The organism is Paenibacillus sp. 79R4 (assembly GCF_013393165.1).
Lineage (GTDB): Bacteria > Bacillota > Bacilli > Paenibacillales > Paenibacillaceae > Fontibacillus.
Map to the genome: position 1 here is coordinate 68,102 of NZ_QJOT01000014.1, position 17,588 is coordinate 85,689.

Annotated in this window: 25 protein-coding genes; all 25 read right to left on the reverse strand. The window is 46.4% G+C overall.

Annotated elements, in window-relative coordinates; all coding sequences use genetic code 11:
* Position 1: 1 nt before the first annotated feature.
* Positions 2–838 carry a hypothetical protein gene (locus DMN77_RS18500; RefSeq protein ID WP_179015947.1) on the reverse strand — a complete coding sequence of 279 codons (837 nt, stop codon included), beginning with the start codon at positions 836–838 and terminating at the stop codon, positions 2–4.
* Positions 835–1,251: a hypothetical protein gene (locus DMN77_RS18505; protein ID WP_179015948.1), complete on the reverse strand. Its 417-nt coding sequence runs from the start codon at positions 1,249–1,251 to the stop codon at positions 835–837. The genes DMN77_RS18500 and DMN77_RS18505 overlap by 4 nt, the downstream gene beginning before the upstream one ends.
* A gap of 1 nt (position 1,252) precedes the next feature.
* On the reverse strand, positions 1,253–1,642 hold the full coding sequence (locus tag DMN77_RS18510) for a hypothetical protein (RefSeq protein WP_179015949.1): 390 nt from the start codon (positions 1,640–1,642) through the stop codon (positions 1,253–1,255).
* Positions 1,642–1,998: a hypothetical protein gene (locus tag DMN77_RS18515; protein ID WP_179015950.1), complete on the reverse strand. Its 357-nt coding sequence runs from the start codon at positions 1,996–1,998 to the stop codon at positions 1,642–1,644. Before DMN77_RS18515 ends, DMN77_RS18510 begins: the two co-directional genes overlap by 1 nt.
* Before the next feature lie 13 nt (positions 1,999–2,011).
* Positions 2,012–3,076 (reverse strand): hypothetical protein, encoded by a 1,065-nt coding sequence (locus DMN77_RS18520; protein WP_179015951.1) that lies wholly within the window; start codon positions 3,074–3,076, stop codon positions 2,012–2,014.
* Between the two features lie 16 nt (positions 3,077–3,092).
* Complete coding sequence (locus tag DMN77_RS18525; RefSeq protein ID WP_179015952.1) at positions 3,093–3,488, reverse strand: DUF2190 family protein; 396 nt, start codon at positions 3,486–3,488, stop codon at positions 3,093–3,095.
* Between the two features lie 13 nt (positions 3,489–3,501).
* The gene (locus DMN77_RS18530) at positions 3,502–4,677 is read right to left on the reverse strand and encodes a hypothetical protein (RefSeq protein ID WP_179015953.1); all 1,176 of its coding nucleotides are present in this window, start codon (positions 4,675–4,677) and stop codon (positions 3,502–3,504) included.
* Complete coding sequence (locus DMN77_RS18535; protein WP_179015954.1) at positions 4,646–5,050, reverse strand: hypothetical protein; 405 nt, start codon at positions 5,048–5,050, stop codon at positions 4,646–4,648. Before DMN77_RS18535 ends, DMN77_RS18530 begins: the two co-directional genes overlap by 32 nt.
* A 47-nt stretch (positions 5,051–5,097) precedes the next feature.
* Positions 5,098–5,235, reverse strand: coding sequence for a hypothetical protein (locus DMN77_RS18540; protein ID WP_179015955.1), 138 nt, complete (start codon positions 5,233–5,235; stop codon positions 5,098–5,100).
* Positions 5,236–5,295: 60 nt separating this feature from the next.
* A complete protein-coding gene (locus DMN77_RS18545) occupies positions 5,296–6,312 on the reverse strand; it encodes a hypothetical protein (protein WP_179015956.1) in 1,017 nt (338 codons plus the stop codon).
* A gap of 3 nt (positions 6,313–6,315) precedes the next feature.
* On the reverse strand, positions 6,316–7,812 hold the full coding sequence (locus DMN77_RS18550) for a phage portal protein (protein WP_179015957.1): 1,497 nt from the start codon (positions 7,810–7,812) through the stop codon (positions 6,316–6,318).
* Complete coding sequence (locus DMN77_RS18555) at positions 7,805–9,118, reverse strand: PBSX family phage terminase large subunit (RefSeq protein ID WP_179015958.1); 1,314 nt, start codon at positions 9,116–9,118, stop codon at positions 7,805–7,807. The genes DMN77_RS18550 and DMN77_RS18555 overlap by 8 nt, the downstream gene beginning before the upstream one ends.
* On the reverse strand, positions 9,093–9,881 hold the full coding sequence (locus DMN77_RS18560) for a phage terminase small subunit-related protein (RefSeq protein ID WP_179015959.1): 789 nt from the start codon (positions 9,879–9,881) through the stop codon (positions 9,093–9,095). The genes DMN77_RS18555 and DMN77_RS18560 overlap by 26 nt, the downstream gene beginning before the upstream one ends.
* 79 nt (positions 9,882–9,960) lie before the next feature.
* Positions 9,961–10,779, reverse strand: coding sequence for a toll/interleukin-1 receptor domain-containing protein (locus DMN77_RS18565; protein WP_179015960.1), 819 nt, complete (start codon positions 10,777–10,779; stop codon positions 9,961–9,963).
* Between the two features lie 196 nt (positions 10,780–10,975).
* Positions 10,976–11,422, reverse strand: a complete 447-nt coding sequence (locus tag DMN77_RS18570; RefSeq protein ID WP_179015961.1) for a hypothetical protein — start codon at positions 11,420–11,422, stop codon at positions 10,976–10,978.
* A gap of 51 nt (positions 11,423–11,473) precedes the next feature.
* Positions 11,474–11,653 carry a hypothetical protein gene (locus DMN77_RS18575; protein WP_179015962.1) on the reverse strand — a complete coding sequence of 60 codons (180 nt, stop codon included), beginning with the start codon at positions 11,651–11,653 and terminating at the stop codon, positions 11,474–11,476.
* 505 nt (positions 11,654–12,158) lie between these two features.
* On the reverse strand, positions 12,159–12,890 hold the full coding sequence (locus tag DMN77_RS18580; RefSeq protein ID WP_179015963.1) for a restriction endonuclease: 732 nt from the start codon (positions 12,888–12,890) through the stop codon (positions 12,159–12,161).
* Positions 12,891–13,326: 436 nt separating this feature from the next.
* Positions 13,327–13,818, reverse strand: coding sequence for a hypothetical protein (locus DMN77_RS18585; RefSeq protein WP_179015964.1), 492 nt, complete (start codon positions 13,816–13,818; stop codon positions 13,327–13,329).
* Between the two features lie 98 nt (positions 13,819–13,916).
* Positions 13,917–14,075 carry a hypothetical protein gene (locus DMN77_RS18590; protein WP_179015965.1) on the reverse strand — a complete coding sequence of 53 codons (159 nt, stop codon included), beginning with the start codon at positions 14,073–14,075 and terminating at the stop codon, positions 13,917–13,919.
* Positions 14,056–14,739 (reverse strand): LexA family protein, encoded by a 684-nt coding sequence (locus tag DMN77_RS18595; protein ID WP_179015966.1) that lies wholly within the window; start codon positions 14,737–14,739, stop codon positions 14,056–14,058. Before DMN77_RS18595 ends, DMN77_RS18590 begins: the two co-directional genes overlap by 20 nt.
* Before the next feature lie 24 nt (positions 14,740–14,763).
* Positions 14,764–15,552, reverse strand: a complete 789-nt coding sequence (locus DMN77_RS18600; protein WP_179015967.1) for an HNH endonuclease signature motif containing protein — start codon at positions 15,550–15,552, stop codon at positions 14,764–14,766.
* Positions 15,552–15,788: a hypothetical protein gene (locus DMN77_RS18605; RefSeq protein ID WP_179015968.1), complete on the reverse strand. Its 237-nt coding sequence runs from the start codon at positions 15,786–15,788 to the stop codon at positions 15,552–15,554. Before DMN77_RS18605 ends, DMN77_RS18600 begins: the two co-directional genes overlap by 1 nt.
* Before the next feature lie 73 nt (positions 15,789–15,861).
* Positions 15,862–16,659, reverse strand: coding sequence for a hypothetical protein (locus tag DMN77_RS18610; RefSeq protein ID WP_179015969.1), 798 nt, complete (start codon positions 16,657–16,659; stop codon positions 15,862–15,864).
* Positions 16,660–16,679: 20 nt separating this feature from the next.
* Positions 16,680–17,093, reverse strand: coding sequence for a RusA family crossover junction endodeoxyribonuclease (locus DMN77_RS18615; RefSeq protein WP_179015970.1), 414 nt, complete (start codon positions 17,091–17,093; stop codon positions 16,680–16,682).
* A gap of 325 nt (positions 17,094–17,418) precedes the next feature.
* Positions 17,419–17,586, reverse strand: coding sequence for a DUF6906 family protein (locus tag DMN77_RS24310; protein WP_372776181.1), 168 nt, complete (start codon positions 17,584–17,586; stop codon positions 17,419–17,421).
* Between the last annotated feature and the right edge of the window lie 2 nt (positions 17,587–17,588).

The following is a 17,588-nucleotide window of genomic DNA, read 5'->3' on the forward strand; positions in this document are numbered from 1 at the left end:
CCTACTTAATATTTGGTTTGTAACTCACGGACCTTATTAAAGGAACTTCTTCCTGAGGACGAGCAACCATCCGGGATAGCGTCACAGTAATCTGCCCTTCTCGAAGCGCATCGGCCCCAATGTTCGCCTTGGGATTCGTTACTGTTAGATAACGTCGATCAGCAAGATCAAACGGAATCTTAATAGCGCTGCCTAGCGCTCCAACCAAGGTAAATACAGCCGAATGTTCTGGCTGTTGATCATTACCAAGGACATGGGCAGTAAATCGCTTGGTTACACGATAAGATGAATATCCTAGCAGCTTAACGTCAATGTCGGTCACACGCCACATCACTGCGGGGCGTAGGTAGCCTAATGGCCAATAGCCGTTATAGACGGTCCAGTCGGCCCCTAAAGCTTGCTCTGTAAAATCGGCCAAAGCCGGCACCCAAGGGTCACTTGTGATCTGGCCATCGGTCCCAACCGGCTGCAAGGCCATGACAGCAAACTGCATGCCACGTGTAATCGCATCCCATTCCGCATCAACCACATCCTGGCCAGAAGATCCAAGGTAAACACAGGAGAATACTTCGCCGGTCTCTGTGGTGAGCATCTGCTTGTCTAGAGCGGTAATGATCTTCATTTCCAGTACGTCTACTCGTTCAAAGGTCGACCGTGATACATATGGCCAGATCTCTACGATCCGACGGAAGCCAACCCATGGTGACTCGTCGCTGTCCTCTCCTTGAAGAATTACAGCATACGGCTTCGGGCTTTTCTCTTCTGCAGCGTGCGGTTCGTAAATGTCCTTCATCTCAGGAATATTGGCAAGCAGCCTTTCACGTATTGCATTTCTCACATTGACCACCACTTCACAAGAGTATCGCGTACCTTGACTTTATACTTCTTTGCCGTTGGTAAAACAACTGCCCTCGGCTTCGTTCCTGGGTGCTTAACTGCCTTAACTGGATGCGCAGCTCCTTTCCAATACAGCGCCTTTTTGTTCTTGGGCCGTATGATATGTGGTTTGGAGCCCTCCTCCAGGATGCCGCCGTATCGGACACCGTGAGCAAGATACATCATTACCCTGTCATTCCCTACTTGTTCGACTCCAGAGTGTAACGATCTCCTAGCGGTTGTAGTCCTATCTTTCCACGGCGCGGCAAGCTTCATATCACCTTCGGCTTTCCGACTCAAGTTGTCCATTAAAGCATAAGTTCCCGCCTGCTTCCGCTTCATATACTCGATTGCGCCTTGACCAAAGTCGCCCATATCACTTCACCCTTTCGAGATCCGCTTGAAAACCAACAGTCACACCCTGCACAACCTGTGGTTGCACAGAAATGACTTCGAACGTCTCGCCTAAAGCTTCGAAACGATCCATTACATTGGGACCCGCTTTAATGTCGGCATGTTCGTCAGCCAGTAAGCTGTACATCTTATCCGTCTGTTTCGTGCCGGCTAAATTGGAAACGGTCTGTGGGATCTGGGAACGAGAGACAAAAATCCGGACGGTAACGGGAGGAAGATCCTTTTCGTTCTCCTCGTACCCGCCACCATTCCGGATCTTCTCCTTACGGTGGATGGTGATAGTCGTCGGGTTCTGCGAGATATTCCAGGCAATGTGCTTGCGTCGCGTAGCAGCGAAGTCCGTTATTAACATCACAACACCTCTGGAGGGCAGACGCGGATCATAAACCCTGATGCATCCTTACCAGCTGCAGCATACTCCATGTCAGCGTATTGTTTGGCCATAGCAAGTGCATGACTGAGCCGGTCTTTTAATGATGTCAGGTCGTATTTCTCCGTACCGCTGCTATAGCCCTCAATGTCGCCCTGCAGGAGCCCTGCTTTCTCCATCCAACCGACAGAAGCGGCTCCGTTTAGGCTTTCCGCTTCCGTCAGCAATAGATCGATCTCGGCGTCAAGGAAATTGGTATCTGCTTCGGTACCGCCGGCTGGGATTACTTCATTCAGAAGCTTCCTCAGCCGGGCACGAAGCGCAACACTCGGTTCCATTCAGTTCACCGCCTTAGGCCTTGCCCGGGAAAGTGATCTCCTGGACGTTTTCTTCGACAGCTGCAAAGACACCGCGCCATACGTCTCCAACGATTTGAGCTTCGACCAAACGTGTCAGGTCGCCCATGGTCGCCTGGATCTGCAGAGCCTGCTTGATGAGCTCCTTAAACCCGCGTTTCGGACGGATGAGGTAAGCCTTACCTGCAGGCACACCTTCATAGGAGTAAGACTTCTTGCTTACTTGGGTTTCCCAACCGTCGTAAAAAATAATTGTGCTGATCCCTTCAAGCGCACTGTATGGTGTCGCTTGAATCGTGAAGCTGCTTAAAGCGTCCTTAATATCCTCTTGGTTTGCAGAATTGGCCAGCAGGATATTCCCTGGTCGTTTGGCAGTCCTGGTATCCGTCAGCGCCTGACGGAGGGTTTCACGTAAACTGAGAATGTAGTGAGCTCCTGTGGAATTGGCAAGTGTCTTGCCAAGCTCGTTCAAATAGACAGGCCCTGTCTTATTCGCAGCCTTATAACCAAACTTGATGATCGGAGCCAAGTGTAGGTGGTTCAAAAGGGCGTTATGTGCTTCACCGAATGCCTTGTTCAACACTTCAAAATTAAACGTCTGGTTGAACATTTCAATCTCTTTTGTGTATTCAAAGCCAGCGGTGTAACCCTTGATTCGAGCGATAGGTCCCTGTTCAGCCAACAGGCTGCCGAACTTAACTTCTTCGCCTTCCAGGTGTTCAAGAAAAATAACAGAACCGTACTGAGCCCATTTGGCTTCGAACTCCTTCGGGAAATTAGAATCAGAAATACTGTCGTAGATCGGTCCAAAAAGCAAAGGAACCTCTTCGCGGCCAAGCTCAACATCAAGCACGACCTTCTGAAGTAGTTCCTTACGACTGTTCTCGCTCGTCAGCATTTCTCCAATTGGCTGGTCAAGCTCATAAGTCTCCATTTCACCGTTGACGATCTTCTTCGTTACTTCTTCTTGCCTACCGTTTAATAAAAAAGGAACCGTGGTTTCAACGGTCCCTTTGCGGCGTTCTGCCTTGATAGATTCAGCACTAATAAACTTTGCCATATTTTATGTTCCCTCCTTATACTTGTGGGCCAAGAATGAACCAGATTACATTGCTTGCATCCTTAGCCGCAGACACACGGCCAACAAGACGATTACCGGTATCTGTTTCTGTTAATTGAGACTTAGTGCCGTCCCAATAAACCGTAATTCCAACCTCGAATGCCTGTGTCTTATCGATCTGATCTGTTTCGTACTCCGCCTGTTCAATAGTCAGAATAAGCTCAGACGTCTCACCTGCTCCGGTGGTTACCGATTCTGTGGCGGCTCCGAAATAACCACTAAGCAAGTACAGCTTTTGTGATTCAATCTTTGTTTTCTCTGGCACTGGCACTCTAACGGATTTACCGTCAGAAACCTTTGCACGGTAAGAATGATGGACAGTTGTTGGTACTGGTTGACCTTTGTAAGGCATGTTTACCCCTCCCTTAAATTCCTGTGCGTTTTACTTTCATATTTCTTGGTGCGCTAGAAGATCCGCCGGAACCGCTTGTACCTGCTGGTCTATCCGTATGGATCGTATCAACCAAGCCTTTAACAACTGGATCAGCCAGGAATGTATCCATCTCACCAGCGATCTGCTCCTTGGTTGCATCAGCGCCGATAGCCTTAGAATGGTAAGCCCATAACTTGCCTAGAGCTGTTTCCGAGTTCTTGAGCTCCTTCCGGACAGCTTCCGATGTCACCTTATTATCCATCATCTCGCCAACAATCTTATCCCGGCCAACGTCTGCCTCTTTGTCAGCAGCATCTTTCAATGACTTAAACATGGCCTCGACATCCATTTCTCCGGTGACACCCAGGATTTTAGTAGCCTTTGTGCTGATCTCCAACGCCCGTTGAACCTCCTTGGCAAACTCCGGAGTCAACTCTGCAATTACTTGGTCATTGCTAAGGCCCATCTCCCCAGCGAGCATTCCAACTGTAATTGTCTTATTCTCATAACGTTTCTTCAATTCAGCTATTACTTGAGCCCATTCCACTTGCTCATCATCTCCTTTCATTTCTCCTTCGGGTCCTGTCCCATCTAAATCCCACATCTCGCCACTGGCTGCCACGATGCGCGTCGGCATTCCCATGCGATCAAGCGGCGTCCAGTCGATCGACAACGGATCATAACCTACGACCTGCGTCTCGCCGGAAACATTTTTCAAAGCTGGGCGGCCGTAGATGCTCACCTGTTTGATGCGTTTGCCCTTGATCCAGCGCTTCAAATCCTCTTCCTTTTTATCCACGACACCACGAAAATAAGCGGCAGTATCGGTCATCTTGGCCCCGATCCAGTGAGTCGCCGGATCAATAAACTGATTGGATACGTCCTCCGGTTTCTGGTGACCCTTAAATCCGGCAAGTGTCCGAGTGTTCACTGCATCCACAATGTCCTTCAATGCCTTATGGGTGTAGTTCCACCCACGCTTTGATTTGCCGACAGGGACCTCCACAACTACTTCAAGAGGGTCATTATCTCCCTGCTTCAACACGTTAATGTCCACACCAGGAGCAAGGGGAATGTCCTCAACACTCATTTCACCAGCGATACCAGCAAACAAGCGGAAGAGGCTATCCTTCGACTCAGCCATCTCTCCGCAAATCAGAATCTTCATTTCTCGTCTCACCCCCTCTCCGTGCTAGAGCAATTACGCCCCAACTAATAGATTCAATGGCCTGTTCCCCAGCAATACTAGCTCCTTCAGGCTCCACTGCTGCAAAGTGTAGATGGAGCAATTCGTGAACAAGCGTTAACTCCATATCATTCGGTACAATTGCATCCGGAGGATAATCGATCGGATCCAGAATGTTAATAGCCGCCATTCGCTGTGTTAGATCCCAACAACATGATCCACAAACATCAGGAATCGGCATATCCCGCCCCCGCTTAATCTTAGGTATGACAATCCAATCCTGCAGCCTGAGAATCTTCTGCCACTCTGTGCATTTTGTACGCAGCTCATCCTCGGTTAAAATAACTTCCTGCAATCACCTCACCCCTTTCAGACAAAAGAAAAGACGCCTTATTTAGGCGCCTACTCTTCCTCATTTTCTATTGATTCCTTGCCTCCGTCGATTACCTGAAGCTTTTCCCTGGTCTGCTCTTTGCGCATTTCTCGAAGTTCATCTTCTGTCGGCATTAACGGAACCTCAATTTCGATACCACCATCCATGGCTAACCCCCCCTAAATAGCAATCTACGAATCTATCATATATCACTATCATTAGGGAATCTATGCCACTTCGGAATATACGTTCGTGTACCAGTCTTCTAGATCCGCATGTGACTGCGGATCCTTGGTCCATTCGTTGAGACGTCTCATGAAGTCGTCCGTGTCCTCATGGACGGAAATGAGTACGCACAAACAGTTCGGATGTGCCGGCATAGGCGGCTCTTGACCAGGCGGCCAAACTCCCTTACCAAGTCCATGGTCAGCGTTGGCCAAGTCATCACAGATATCTGGTACCGGATGAGATCCAGATATAACCCACTTCATGCCCTTGTAACTCGGGCTGACACTGGCGGCGGCTATCGTGCCCTCTCCGAATGCCGCAGCTGTCTCCGTCCGGACGAGTCGGAGGGCTTCGTAGGAGATATCCTGCGGAATCCGGTTACCCATACGTTCCATCATCTCAGGATAATCGACAGCTAAAGTCTTCTTACCACGACGCACGTACTTTTCGAGCTGCCGAGCCGTTTCGACGGGGTCCTCTCCAGTTGCTACACCGTCCTGAATGATCTCTGTCATGGCCTTCCGATATTTTTCATCTTTATCCCATATCCGGTCAGATAAGTACAGTCCGCGCTCGGTTCGCGACCAGCAGGCTTCAACCGCCTGCTTATTAGCACGGAAGAATGCTCTTTTAACCGGCTGCTTTGCAAGTTTAGTCTTACCGATATGTGACAATGTAACTTCCATGCTGTAAGTAGATCCAGCGTCGACAGCTTTAACGATATCACCTGTTAAGAGGTCAGATAGAGCTTCACCTATGCCACTTTCTCGTAATGATTGGCTCACAGCAGTCAAGTACCTTATGTTCATCTGGCTGCCCAAACCGAGACGCTTCAGCCGTCGAATCTCCTTGGCCACCTTATCTGCAGCACGGATGTATATACTTCGTACTGCCTGATCTTGTCTCAATCGAAGATCCACATATTTTTTACGGCCGGCAAGCGCGAACTTGGCGTAAGGACCTGCGATTAACTTTAACTGCTCCAGAATCTGCTGTGCGGCAGGCAAATCAGCCATGGCTTACACCTCCAGTTCCTTCTGCTCGTCATCGAGATCCATAGCATCCTCAAGACGCGCTAAAAAGGCCGCGCTTCTGGTAATCCGCTGCTTTTCACCTTCTACGGCTTTGTCATCTGATTCATAATCTTGCATGGTGTCAATCCAAAGCTTCAGGAAATCAACAGCAGCTTCTAAGCTGATGAAGCGACCTGCGAGAGCTTTATCAAGTGCTTCGACGATCGTCTTGATCTCGGTGGCTACGTCTTTGCTATCCCGAGGATCGATCGTTTCCCAGATCAGTTCCGTCTCATACGTAGAAAATGAGATGTTCTCTGCCTGCGAAATCATGGCCAACACCATCCGACACATGAGTTGCCAACTATCTGTAAAGGCCAAGCGCTTCCGCTCGATCTTTTGAATAAAGACCGGCATTTGCTCCTGGGTAGAAGCCAGTGATGAAGGCGTATGAACGCCAAAGACAAATTCAGGCGTCTCCGAAGCGCTAATGATGCAATAGAACACGAATTCCAGCAACGCGGTAGCATCACCAGTTGCTGATTTGGCTTCGACAAATTCAGCTTCCTCATCTGCGGCCAAAAGGATTATTTCATGGCCATTGAGGTTGATTGACCCGCCCTCTCTAGCAAATTTCTCAACATCGCTAATTCCCAAATTATTACGAAGGAAAGCAGCTACATTCTTAAGCTTCAGCTTAAGCCGTGGCGTGCTGTGCATCTTAGAGCCTTGAATCGCGTGGAGAAACACGTCATGATACACCTTGAAAAACGGCTCGACGGCTTCCAATTCAGACTTGCCGAAGGCCATCGTTTCGTCTGCTTCATTTTTAAAATGAACGATTGGAATGAAGCCCCATGGATTGGGAATCTCCCCTGCTTCCAGATTCGGTGGTTGATCACCTTCGATTTCGATCAGCCTGCCATCCTTACTGATCCTTTGTTTGATAACGGCTTGTCGCTTTGCCCCAGAATCATCTGTCCAGGTGCTAGTTGATTCGAGGATATACTCTATCGGTTCGCCCGTGATCGGATCCAGGTTAATCCCCTTAACTTGTTCCGGCGGAATAATGTTATAGACAATCCGCTTGCGCTCTTCCGGATAGAGAGGGTTGTTATTGTCCTCTCGAGTCAACCAGACAAAGCAGTCCGCTTCTCGGATCGCGTTCAGATGTGTTCGCTGCATTCGACTTCGGTTCTGTTTAAAAAACTCCTGCAGGCGCTCCTGGGCGTCTGCATCCGAACTCTTAATATCCGGCAAGCCCATGAATCCGACCGTTGAATTAACGATTTTCTTCGCAAAACCAGCGCCAAGCTTATAATCTTCAGCTTCGTTGTGATAAAGCTGCCGAGCGAACTTATAGTCAACCCGAGTCGTATTTAGCGTATATGTCCCGCCAATAGTACCGCCGGTTAGGCTCCAGCCTAGGCCATTCATCAAGTTTACAATCCCGCCCCGCAGCCTGGACATCTCGCCGCTGATCTTACCCCATATATTAGCCATATATTCTCCCTCCTCTCAACAAAGCTGCACCAATAGGATCAATATCCGATCCAAACAGAATCGTATTAACAAAGTAGCGGTCGCCGTCCATTTGGTGGTCATTATCTTTAACCGGCTTGTCTTCACCTCGGGCCGCTGCTTTCTCATCCCATACATAAGAACTGAACTCTCGGAATGTCTCCACGCAGCAGTCATTATATTTAATCAGCCCCTGGCCCAGCGCCGAAGCGACATTCCGGATACCATCGATGACAGCATTGTCTGCTTCTATGACTGATAACTTCCCGCGCTTTCTGATCGCCGTAATGAAGCTAGCAGCCGAAGGGTCAATGATTACTGATTCGATTCTGAGGTCACCTACAAATGTCTCAAGATCATCGCAATACTGTTCATCTGTCTTTTGAATTGTGGTCTTACGACCGTCGTAATGGTATTCTTTGACCTTGTACCAAACACCGTCAAAAAGTCCCCACAACCCGAATGTCGTTGGGTTCTTCGTACCATAGTCACAGGACACATAATAACGGGTATAGTAACGCTCCACCACAGGCACGACATGTTTTTCTTTACTAAACATGTCGTAAATAATCCCTTCAGCCAAAACCCATAAACCCAAAATGAAGCGTTGGTAGAAAACACCGGAGAACATTCGGCGATAGCCTTCCTTAACCTTTTCAGATAAGGATAGGTTGTCGTCCATTGTGAAATGAAGATGAAGAGCTAGCTTTTCTTTGGCCTTATCAATCCATTCAAGCTTGAACCAGTGCGTCGGCCCTCCGGGGTTGCAGTTAAACCAGAATTTTCGGCCCTCCACAGAACACCGAGCTATGGCCTGGTCAACAAAGGATTTAGGCATGATTGCAACTTCATCGAAGAACATGCCAGCCAACGTTAAACCCTGAATCAAGTCCTGGCTTCGCTCGTCGCGACCGCCGAATAGGTAGAACACGTTTGACTTTCCTTTGTATGTAACGGTCAGAAAGTTCTCAGAACGGTTCTCCTTGACGTGGTATCCACGACTCTTAAGCATCCGCTTGAGTGGGACGATTACGTTACGTCGAAGTGCGCCGATGGTTTTGCCGGCCATACCGAACTGCTCATCCTGGAAGCAATCCATTGCCCAAGAGATGAAGGAGAAAGACATAGAGGCAGTTTTGCCTGAACGGACAGCTCCGTCACAGATCAGCGCATCGTAATCCCAATACGGGCTACCAGACATCCACCAAGTGAGCACCTTCAGTTGCTTCGGGCTAAAAGGCTGCCATTTGAAAGAGGCGGGCTTACGTTTCGCTGCTGTTGCCGACATCTGCCCACACCTCACTTGTCATTCCCTTCAGAGCATCCATGAAGCCATCATCTTCAGTTTCTTCCGGTGGGGCCTCATCGACGAGCATCTTATGTTTGAGTTCAAGGAGTTTCGTTTTTTTATCGAGCACCCGAGTCAACGCATCCTCAATGGCCAGCTCCCGCTCAAGCTTGGCTCGTTCCTTTTCCACACGTTCGACTTCCCGTAGCTCCGGCGGCTTTCCTTCGGAGCCTTCCACCATCTGATACTTCCGGTCTGTACTCTTCGATTCTTCACCCGAACGAACCCGCTGCAGCCGGAGCATCATCCGACGAATGCGAATGTCACATATTCGGATATCGTTGTTGATTTGCTCAAGTGGTTCGGTTCGAACGGCATCAAAAAGGACACGCTCATCATCATCGAGCGTGTCCAGTAAAATAGATTCATGTTCCCCAGTGGTAACCGCCTTCTTATTCCCAGGCGGTCCACCCTGCCCCCCCTTGTTCCCCATCGCATTCTGATTGCCAGGCGGTGCGCCACCGCGATTACCAACCGCGTTCTTGTTCCCCTTAGGGGCGCCACGACGTGGAGCGTTCCCTTTCGATTCAGATGGAGCGCTCCCTTTCAGTTCAGCTTCCCAATTGTCTAAGGACTTCCATTTTCGGATCTTGCTATCACCAACAGAAAGAGCGGCGGCGATGTCCTTTAGCTTCATCGTCCCACCGCTCTCTAGCCACATTTGCTTAGCCTTGTCCCGATCAGGACTGCGCTCTCTGGCCATTACATTATCACCACCCCCAACAAAAAAAGGTGACCTCTAGCTCAGTCACCTTGAATTGAAATAATAATTTCAATTACTTTCACTTAGTTTTTAAATAAAAACTAGGATCAAACTCCACAGAATATTGAGGATCTCCTCCTTCAACTCCAAACAGCAAAACTGAAGGTAGTTTTTTAACAAAAATTCCATAGCTTTGACTTGGCGTAGCTTCATTTGCGGCTTTAGCTACCCAATAGTTACCATCATTACTCACGCCTTGGCCTGAACCAATTAACACCCCGGACGGTGTCACTCTTCCTCTAGGGCCATGCATAATATGCATCGATACTTCTTCTTTTTCTTTAAGCGGTATGGCAGCGCAAAAAGGACACCATGATCCTGCTCTAGGTCTTACCTCAATAACATAATTATGATTTTCTCCTTGATCATGTCTTACTTGCAAATCAAATGGTTCTATACGTTTATGCTCAAAACTTAACGAACGCCCTTCAACAGAAGCGACAATCCTCTCTTTCCATTCGGAATCTTGCAAACTAACATAGAGCCTTGTTCTTATTCCTGCTGGAATAAGTGCGTTATCTACTGATGCTGGGAATAATGCGATGATAGGGAATTTATCTCCTCTACTATTTAGAGCCCTATCTAGTGCATATGCATATTCTTCTTTACAGGGTTCACTACCTAAACTATTCTGGGTAGCATACATTAACCATGCATCACTTGAATCCTTATTCTGTATAAAATTTTCTATTTGTTCCCATAGTCTTTTACCAGCAGTTATTGTCCAGCGATCCAATTTAACGATTAAACCAGCATCCCTTAATTCTTGCGCTAGAAAATCAATATCTCCGCTTTGATTATCAAGCCAAGAGTAAGTTATCCAAACAGTCGCCATCATACCGCCTCCTTTTTTATCAGTACTATTTCGACAAAAAAATGTGGTTCCCTTTATGTTGAGTTGGTTTTCGTATACGCACATGCAAAATAGGGCCGTACAGCAAAGCTACGGCCCTCTCCTGACGTTTTAAGATGTTGTTGCTGTAATCGGGACGCCAAGAAGCCTATTCTGTCATATGGCATAAGAAAAACACCCGTTAAGGTGTTGGCCAAAAAACAATGAATAAAATAATTGCTATTATTAGGAGAGCTAGAACGGCAGCCACTTTCTTAATAACCTGCTCTCTAGTCTCCTTAAATAAGTCATTAATGAATCCTTTTATAGCAGTTCTTGCTTTTCTGGATTTCTTGACTGCGGAACTGGTTCTTAATGATTCCACATATTCCCGGCCTTTTGGTTCGATGATAATCTCTTCTGGCCACATTACATGAAAATTATTCCTATATTTTGTTAGTTGTCCTCCTGGTACAAACACCCTCGAATCAACGAAATTTATTAATTCAATTTTCTTTAACTCAATTAAATGCATTGCTAATTCCGATTGTCTTAATCTAATATCTCTGTCGCCTAGTTCATACCTCGAATGATGTATTTTTGCACCATCTATTAAATCACAGAGTATTTGTTGTTTAACAATATCCAAGTTAAATCCCTCCTAAAAATCATATTTCGACATCAGGAAGGATTTCCCTGCTTAATCCCAAACCATTCTCTTATCCAATTCATCCTCATCCCCAGCAGCCATCAATATCCAGCATGTTTCGCAAAATGATGCTCCTAGGGTTGTCGGAATCTCAGGATCGGGCGCATTACATATTGTACATTTATCAGTAGTCAGTTTCTTAGACTTACCCGTTTCAAAATCTACCAACATTAAGAATCCCTCCTATTAACACACCGCTGCTTGCTGCAAAACTGTTTCGTTCCGGTCCAAGAACCCCATATACACCTATTACACTTCCTCGGCTGCTTCGGTTCCGATCGTGGCCGCTGCAGCTTATTACATTTTCTGGACATTTCTTCGCTCACCTCGATTACTAGGTGCGTCAATTCGACCATATGTCACATTGACCAGCCAACGGAGGATTTTCATACAATCACGCTCCCACGGAAATAAAAAAGCCGCTCCCTGTAAGGAACGACTTCGAATTATATATGTAGTTCAATTGTGCAAAGAGATCCGCTTGATCATCGCGTCCGAAACGGCCGCCGCAAAAACGCTTCGCTCTTTGCTTAAAAGAATACGTACTTTGTAACTAGATATGTAGTACAAGACCATTTTAAAGAGCTGTAGGTTTTTAAGTCAAAGCCATCTTTGCTTAATTATTCCTTCAAACCCTTGAACATCTTTCGTTTTCTAATAATTCCTCACTATTTTACTAACCAACCTGACTCTTCTTTATATACCGGCATTTCGGAAAACTGCTGCATCCGTAAAATTGGCCCTTTGCACTGTTCCGAAGCACCAGTTTATTCCCACATCTCGGGCAAGTCAATTCGTTCACTGGTGTCGCGGCCATTACGGCTTTTGGCGCTGGCGCTGTCCCTGGATTCATTGCAAGAATCATTTCGACCAACGCTTCACGGTTGATCAAACGAACCCGGTTTGACTTGGCCAAATCATATGCTGCTGAAGTGAAATCGCTATTTGTGACGACCCAAGCCTCCGAAGCTCCATAATGAGCGATGGCCGCCTGTGCCTCTTGTACCGCTTTAATCCCAACGTTTTTACTGTATCGTTTCGCCTGAACGACGGTCTTCTTCCCATCCTTCTGGAGGAGCAGATCCGCACCGTAGTCCCCCGCGGCTTTTGTCACTTCAGCTTTATACCCTTGAGCCCGAAATAAATGGCCTAGATACTGTTCAAACTGTACGCCCTCCATTTTGTCGATGTCAGCGATTCCGGATCGTTTTAAACGCTCTGTTCTCTTGATACCAATCATAGTCCATATAGCGCTAAATGCAGCAACGGCCAACACCGTAACAATAATGGTCGCCTTAAACGACTTAGTTAGTCCTAACGTCCCGAATATTGAAGCAAAAAACACCAACCCAAAAAGCCCCTGGATAAACTCCTCTTGTTGCTTAGCTTTGCTCTTTCTCCTTGCCATAAAACAAGACCTCCATCGAATTGATATATTTCCAATATTCGACAACAAGGACTCTTTTCCTTCCAAAAACAGAAAAGGCGAGAGAGGTACGCCCCGGTAAGATGCCGCATTCAGCAGCCGTGCGTGTCATCCCGCCTTTTTCTATGCTCTCATACTAACACGGAAAATCCGTCATGTGGTGCTCAACTTATGTTCAAGTTATGGTCAGGTTGTAGTCATAATTCGCTCATTTTTTTCTTAAGCCCTGCTGGGTTATTCAATCAATCGATGGCCTTCGGCCTAGTGCATACTTTTTTCGAACTACACAATACTATTTTCTTTTCTTTTGAGTTCTACCGCACTCTTTACACGTCCACCCACCAGCCCAATATACGTATTCGTGTAAACAAAACAATTGCTTAATCCACTTGAACATTCCTTATTACCTTCCCCATCTTTAAAACTTCGCATTGTCCTGTTCAAAAAAACCCATCAACTTTAGCGAGTTGGCTATACTCTTCGTGCCATCATCTATCTTTCGCCTAATTGTGCTATCACTCATGCTGTGACGGAAGAACAATACTGTCTCCTTAGGCGTGTATCCTTGAATGTAACGATAATCTACAGCCCGCTTTTCATCAAAGTCTTTGATAAGCCCCCACGCTCTAATTAATTGTTTGGTATAGAAACTGTATTGCTGATACACCCAGCGCTGCTTTTCGATCATAATCGTTGCATTTGCTGTTTTATCTGCATGAAGGTCTTCCTGATCAATGCGACGCGCAACTTCCCCATCGATAGCCACTTGTTTCAGTTCATCCTCATGATTTTCATAGTCTCTCATTGACGCGATCATTTTCGTATATTTGCCGAGCAGGAATTTAGTGCGCTGGATCTCCTGCTCAGATGCCTTCGGGAAAAGTTCCCCTTGTTCCCATGCCATCGCCATTCCCCTCATTCCCCTTTGTATGCTATATTTGAATGAGGATGAAGGAAACATTTACCGATTGACCCCCGCACCCGGCCAGGTTTTGGGGGTCTTTCTATTTATTTAAGATACTTTCCCCAACTTCCCTGCTTAGGGGCAATAATTTCAAATGCAAGCTGGTTCTTCAGTGCCGGCGGCTTGTCTGCCCCAATATTGCGCAAATGCTCAGTAATCTGCTCAGGCGTCCAATGCTCCGTTTTAAGCCCCTTGTCCAGCAATGATATCACCTCTCATGAAGCAGATTATTTCTTGAAGGTCACTTGATACTAAATCAGCAAATCCATACATTACATCGAACTCACCTGCAGGAAACTCTTCTTGATAGATTACTAGTCTTTTACCCGTTCCTGCAGCATAACCCGCTTCTAAATGAGCCGACTTTCCAGCGGGTAGAATTAGAAGAACAGTATCGGCCCAATCTAACCACTTCTTGTCTTCAATAAACGCCCTCTGCACTACCGGTTCCTTTAGAACCGTTCTCGCATCCTTATTCTCCACATCAGGCAGCAGGTCAAAACTAAAAACGAAACGACCATCGTCTGGATCACAGAAAGCATCCACTTCGAAACCGCTGGATACTAACAAGCCTTTGATGTATTTTACCTTGTCGGCATTTTTCCAAGATGATGCCAGATATATCTTTCGAGTTAGTGCTTCCGCTTGCTGGGTAAGCTGTATCATTCGTGGCCTATCCCCTTTATTGACATATCCCTTCTTAACCAACTGCTCCAAAAGCTGAAATGCCGTCGAAGCTGACTGATAATGCATATGATCGGCGATCTCTCGGACCGTAGGTGGATAGCCATTATTAGAAACAAATGATTTTATGAATTGCAACGCCTCACCTTGGCGCCGAGTTAGTGGTTTATTATGATTGTTCATTGTCAGCAATCCTCCTTCGAAGGACTATTTCCTCAGTTTCTTTCTTTCACCAATTTTTAGATATATGTCTGCCATAATTATGCCGGTCTTAGTTAGCTCAGCATCATCATGGAGCAAGCCCTTTTTATTCAAAACCGAAAGTTGGCTTTGTTTGATCATAATTAAATTATCCAAATCAATATTGCGTCTGTTCTGATCTGCAAAAAGAATTACATGGCCTTTCGGAATTGGACCGTGCTTTTCTTCCCAAATGACCTTGTGCTTATGTCTCCACCGTTTATGCCAAGGACCCAAATCCGACACTTTGATCAGTGTGTAACCATCCCGATCGATACGCTCACTTCCCACAGGTTTGTAATTCTGTGACCGCTGTCCTTTTTTGAATGATGTGCGATTGCCACCGACGTTGTACAATCCTTTTGTACCTTTATTTGCCGGAGTAGATCCTTTCGAGAAGCGACAATCCAACCCACTCACCAAACCATGATTATTTTTATAAGTATTCATTTGCCTAGCTGTGATTTGAAGATTAAACTTTTTATTGACTAGTTTCGCAAGTTCTTCGTTTAAGCGGCCACTGACATTTCGTTTAATAAAATCTTTTTGTTCTTGTGTGAACAATCCCTCATCACCAGTTATCCGTTTCCTTGGGACATTACTTTTTATCTTATGATTGGCCTTAAAGCTCTTAATTTGGCCTTCAGAGACTTCTGTTCCAAACCTAGCATTAAACACATCAGCAATCTCAGAGTTGTACCTACCTTGGGCTATTTCGCAAATATACTGTTTCTGCTCATCCGTCCAGCGATGCATTAACTGCCACCCTCAAGCATTTTAGGAATCTTAGTGTCCGCGTTCATACGATCATCGGCAAGCCTTCTTGCCTCGAGCACAAGCGTTCCATTGGCAATAATTTGTGAGGCTACGCTCGTTACTGCCTTCGCTCTGTTGATTTCATCGGCCAGTTTTTCACCGGCCAACTCCTCATCACTCAATCGCTCAAGTTGAGCAAATAAATGATTGTTCAAATCTCCCAAAGTGTTTTTCATTTCCCATCCCCCACAAGATCATATGTTCGGTTAAAGGGCTGCAAAGGGCCCTTCGATTTTTACTATCCCACCGTTAAGCAGCCCCGTTATCCTTCATCATCTGTTTAACCTTGTCTTTATACTTCCGATACTTGGTATTGAGTTGGCTGCTCGGAATACCTAGTTCCTTAGACAAACCTAGCCATGTCGAACCATCACGGCGCTTCTTCAATAAGTCTGCGAAATCAAGATCAAATTCCGGGAAGGTTGGGCGCTGCTGGAGAATGAACTCCTCGAGTTGTTCCTTGCTGATCTCGACCTCTTCACCATCTGATTGAACATCCTCTGAGATGACATCGCTCTGATCGGATCCATTATCATCTGAAGAATGGCCTTCTTCGAATGTCATTTCCCCTGACTCCTTGTATTTATCCATCTCACCGAGAATCTCTCGTTCATAATCATCCGGTTCGTCTTCTACAGAGTTCACGCTATCCGGCTCCTCTGGTTGCTTACCATTTTGGCCATTATCCTCTTCCGAATCAGTTTCAGGTACTTGACCATCCTCAGTGAATAATTCTGCCTGATTCTCATCCTTTTCCTCATCAGGCTGCTGAACAGAAGTCACTACTCCTGAAGCATCTGCAGTAACTTGGCGACCGCCAGTATAAGTCTTATACATATCTTCTTCCTCTTCATTAAAATCCCAGGCCATTTGTGGATCACCTAAGAAAACATTAACCTTTTCACCTTGGTTAGTACTAAGAAACATAAAATTCTCTTGAACTACTTTTAACGGAAGTGTCAGCTTAATTTCCACATCTGAATCACCAACTTTGATACCTTTGCCCATTGTTGCTGTAAATTTAGCGAAATTCTTTACCATACCCAATCACTTTCCCCTCATGATTTTTATGATAATTCCTTAATTTTTACTTCAATACGCGGTCTCGCACTGTATCTCTTCCGAGCAAACACTTCAACAACCTGACTGTCATCTCTCCAGATGATTCCTTTCAATGCATCCTTTACACCTTTTAGATAGTTGTCGACGTCCGGCTTAGATGTCGGCTGAATTTGTCCTGCCTCAGCCATTGCCGCCCGCTTTTTGCTAAAGCTCTTTGGAGTTGATCGGTAAACTGTTAGCACCATCCCAACCGGTCCCTCTAGTGGCACCTCTGGAGCGTGCTCCGTTGCAGCCAGACGGACGTAATCTTTATAGTCCCGAGACTTAGCCGGATCATAAGCTTTGGCGAACCCTCCTGCGGTGCTGAACTTCGGCCTTCCTTGTGCTACTGGTTCGCCGTACACTGTGAATTGAATCATTCCGTTTCCCCTCTTCCTTCATGAATGCTGCAGGAAGCATATATAAATCCAGTACATATACTTCACCCACCAAACGCCCATTGTCATCATGAATCAATTCCCATGGAGTGTCTTGAAAGAATGGATCAATGAGTTCTTCATTTCGCAATTCGATTGCCCCCGATCGTGAGGGTAAGTTCGAATTCTTCCATGCCCTCTTTAATCTCTGCCGGCGGTAACGTTGGAAACTTGTCCACCAACTCTGGCAAGTCTGGCCAGCGCCCAGATCGCATGTATGTGTGCCTCATATACTCGTACACACTCCATTTGCTCCACGGACTACTCATTATGCTCCCCGCCTGATGACTCGTTTTTTGAGACCACCTTTGCTAACCAATATCATCTCTGTCGGTATGTCCTGTACAACTAACCAATTTTCAGGTACAAGCTTCCAGGCTTTCATTTCTGTCTTTTGTTTACGTGTAGGTCTTATTGGTCGCGTTTGCTTCCCCATAT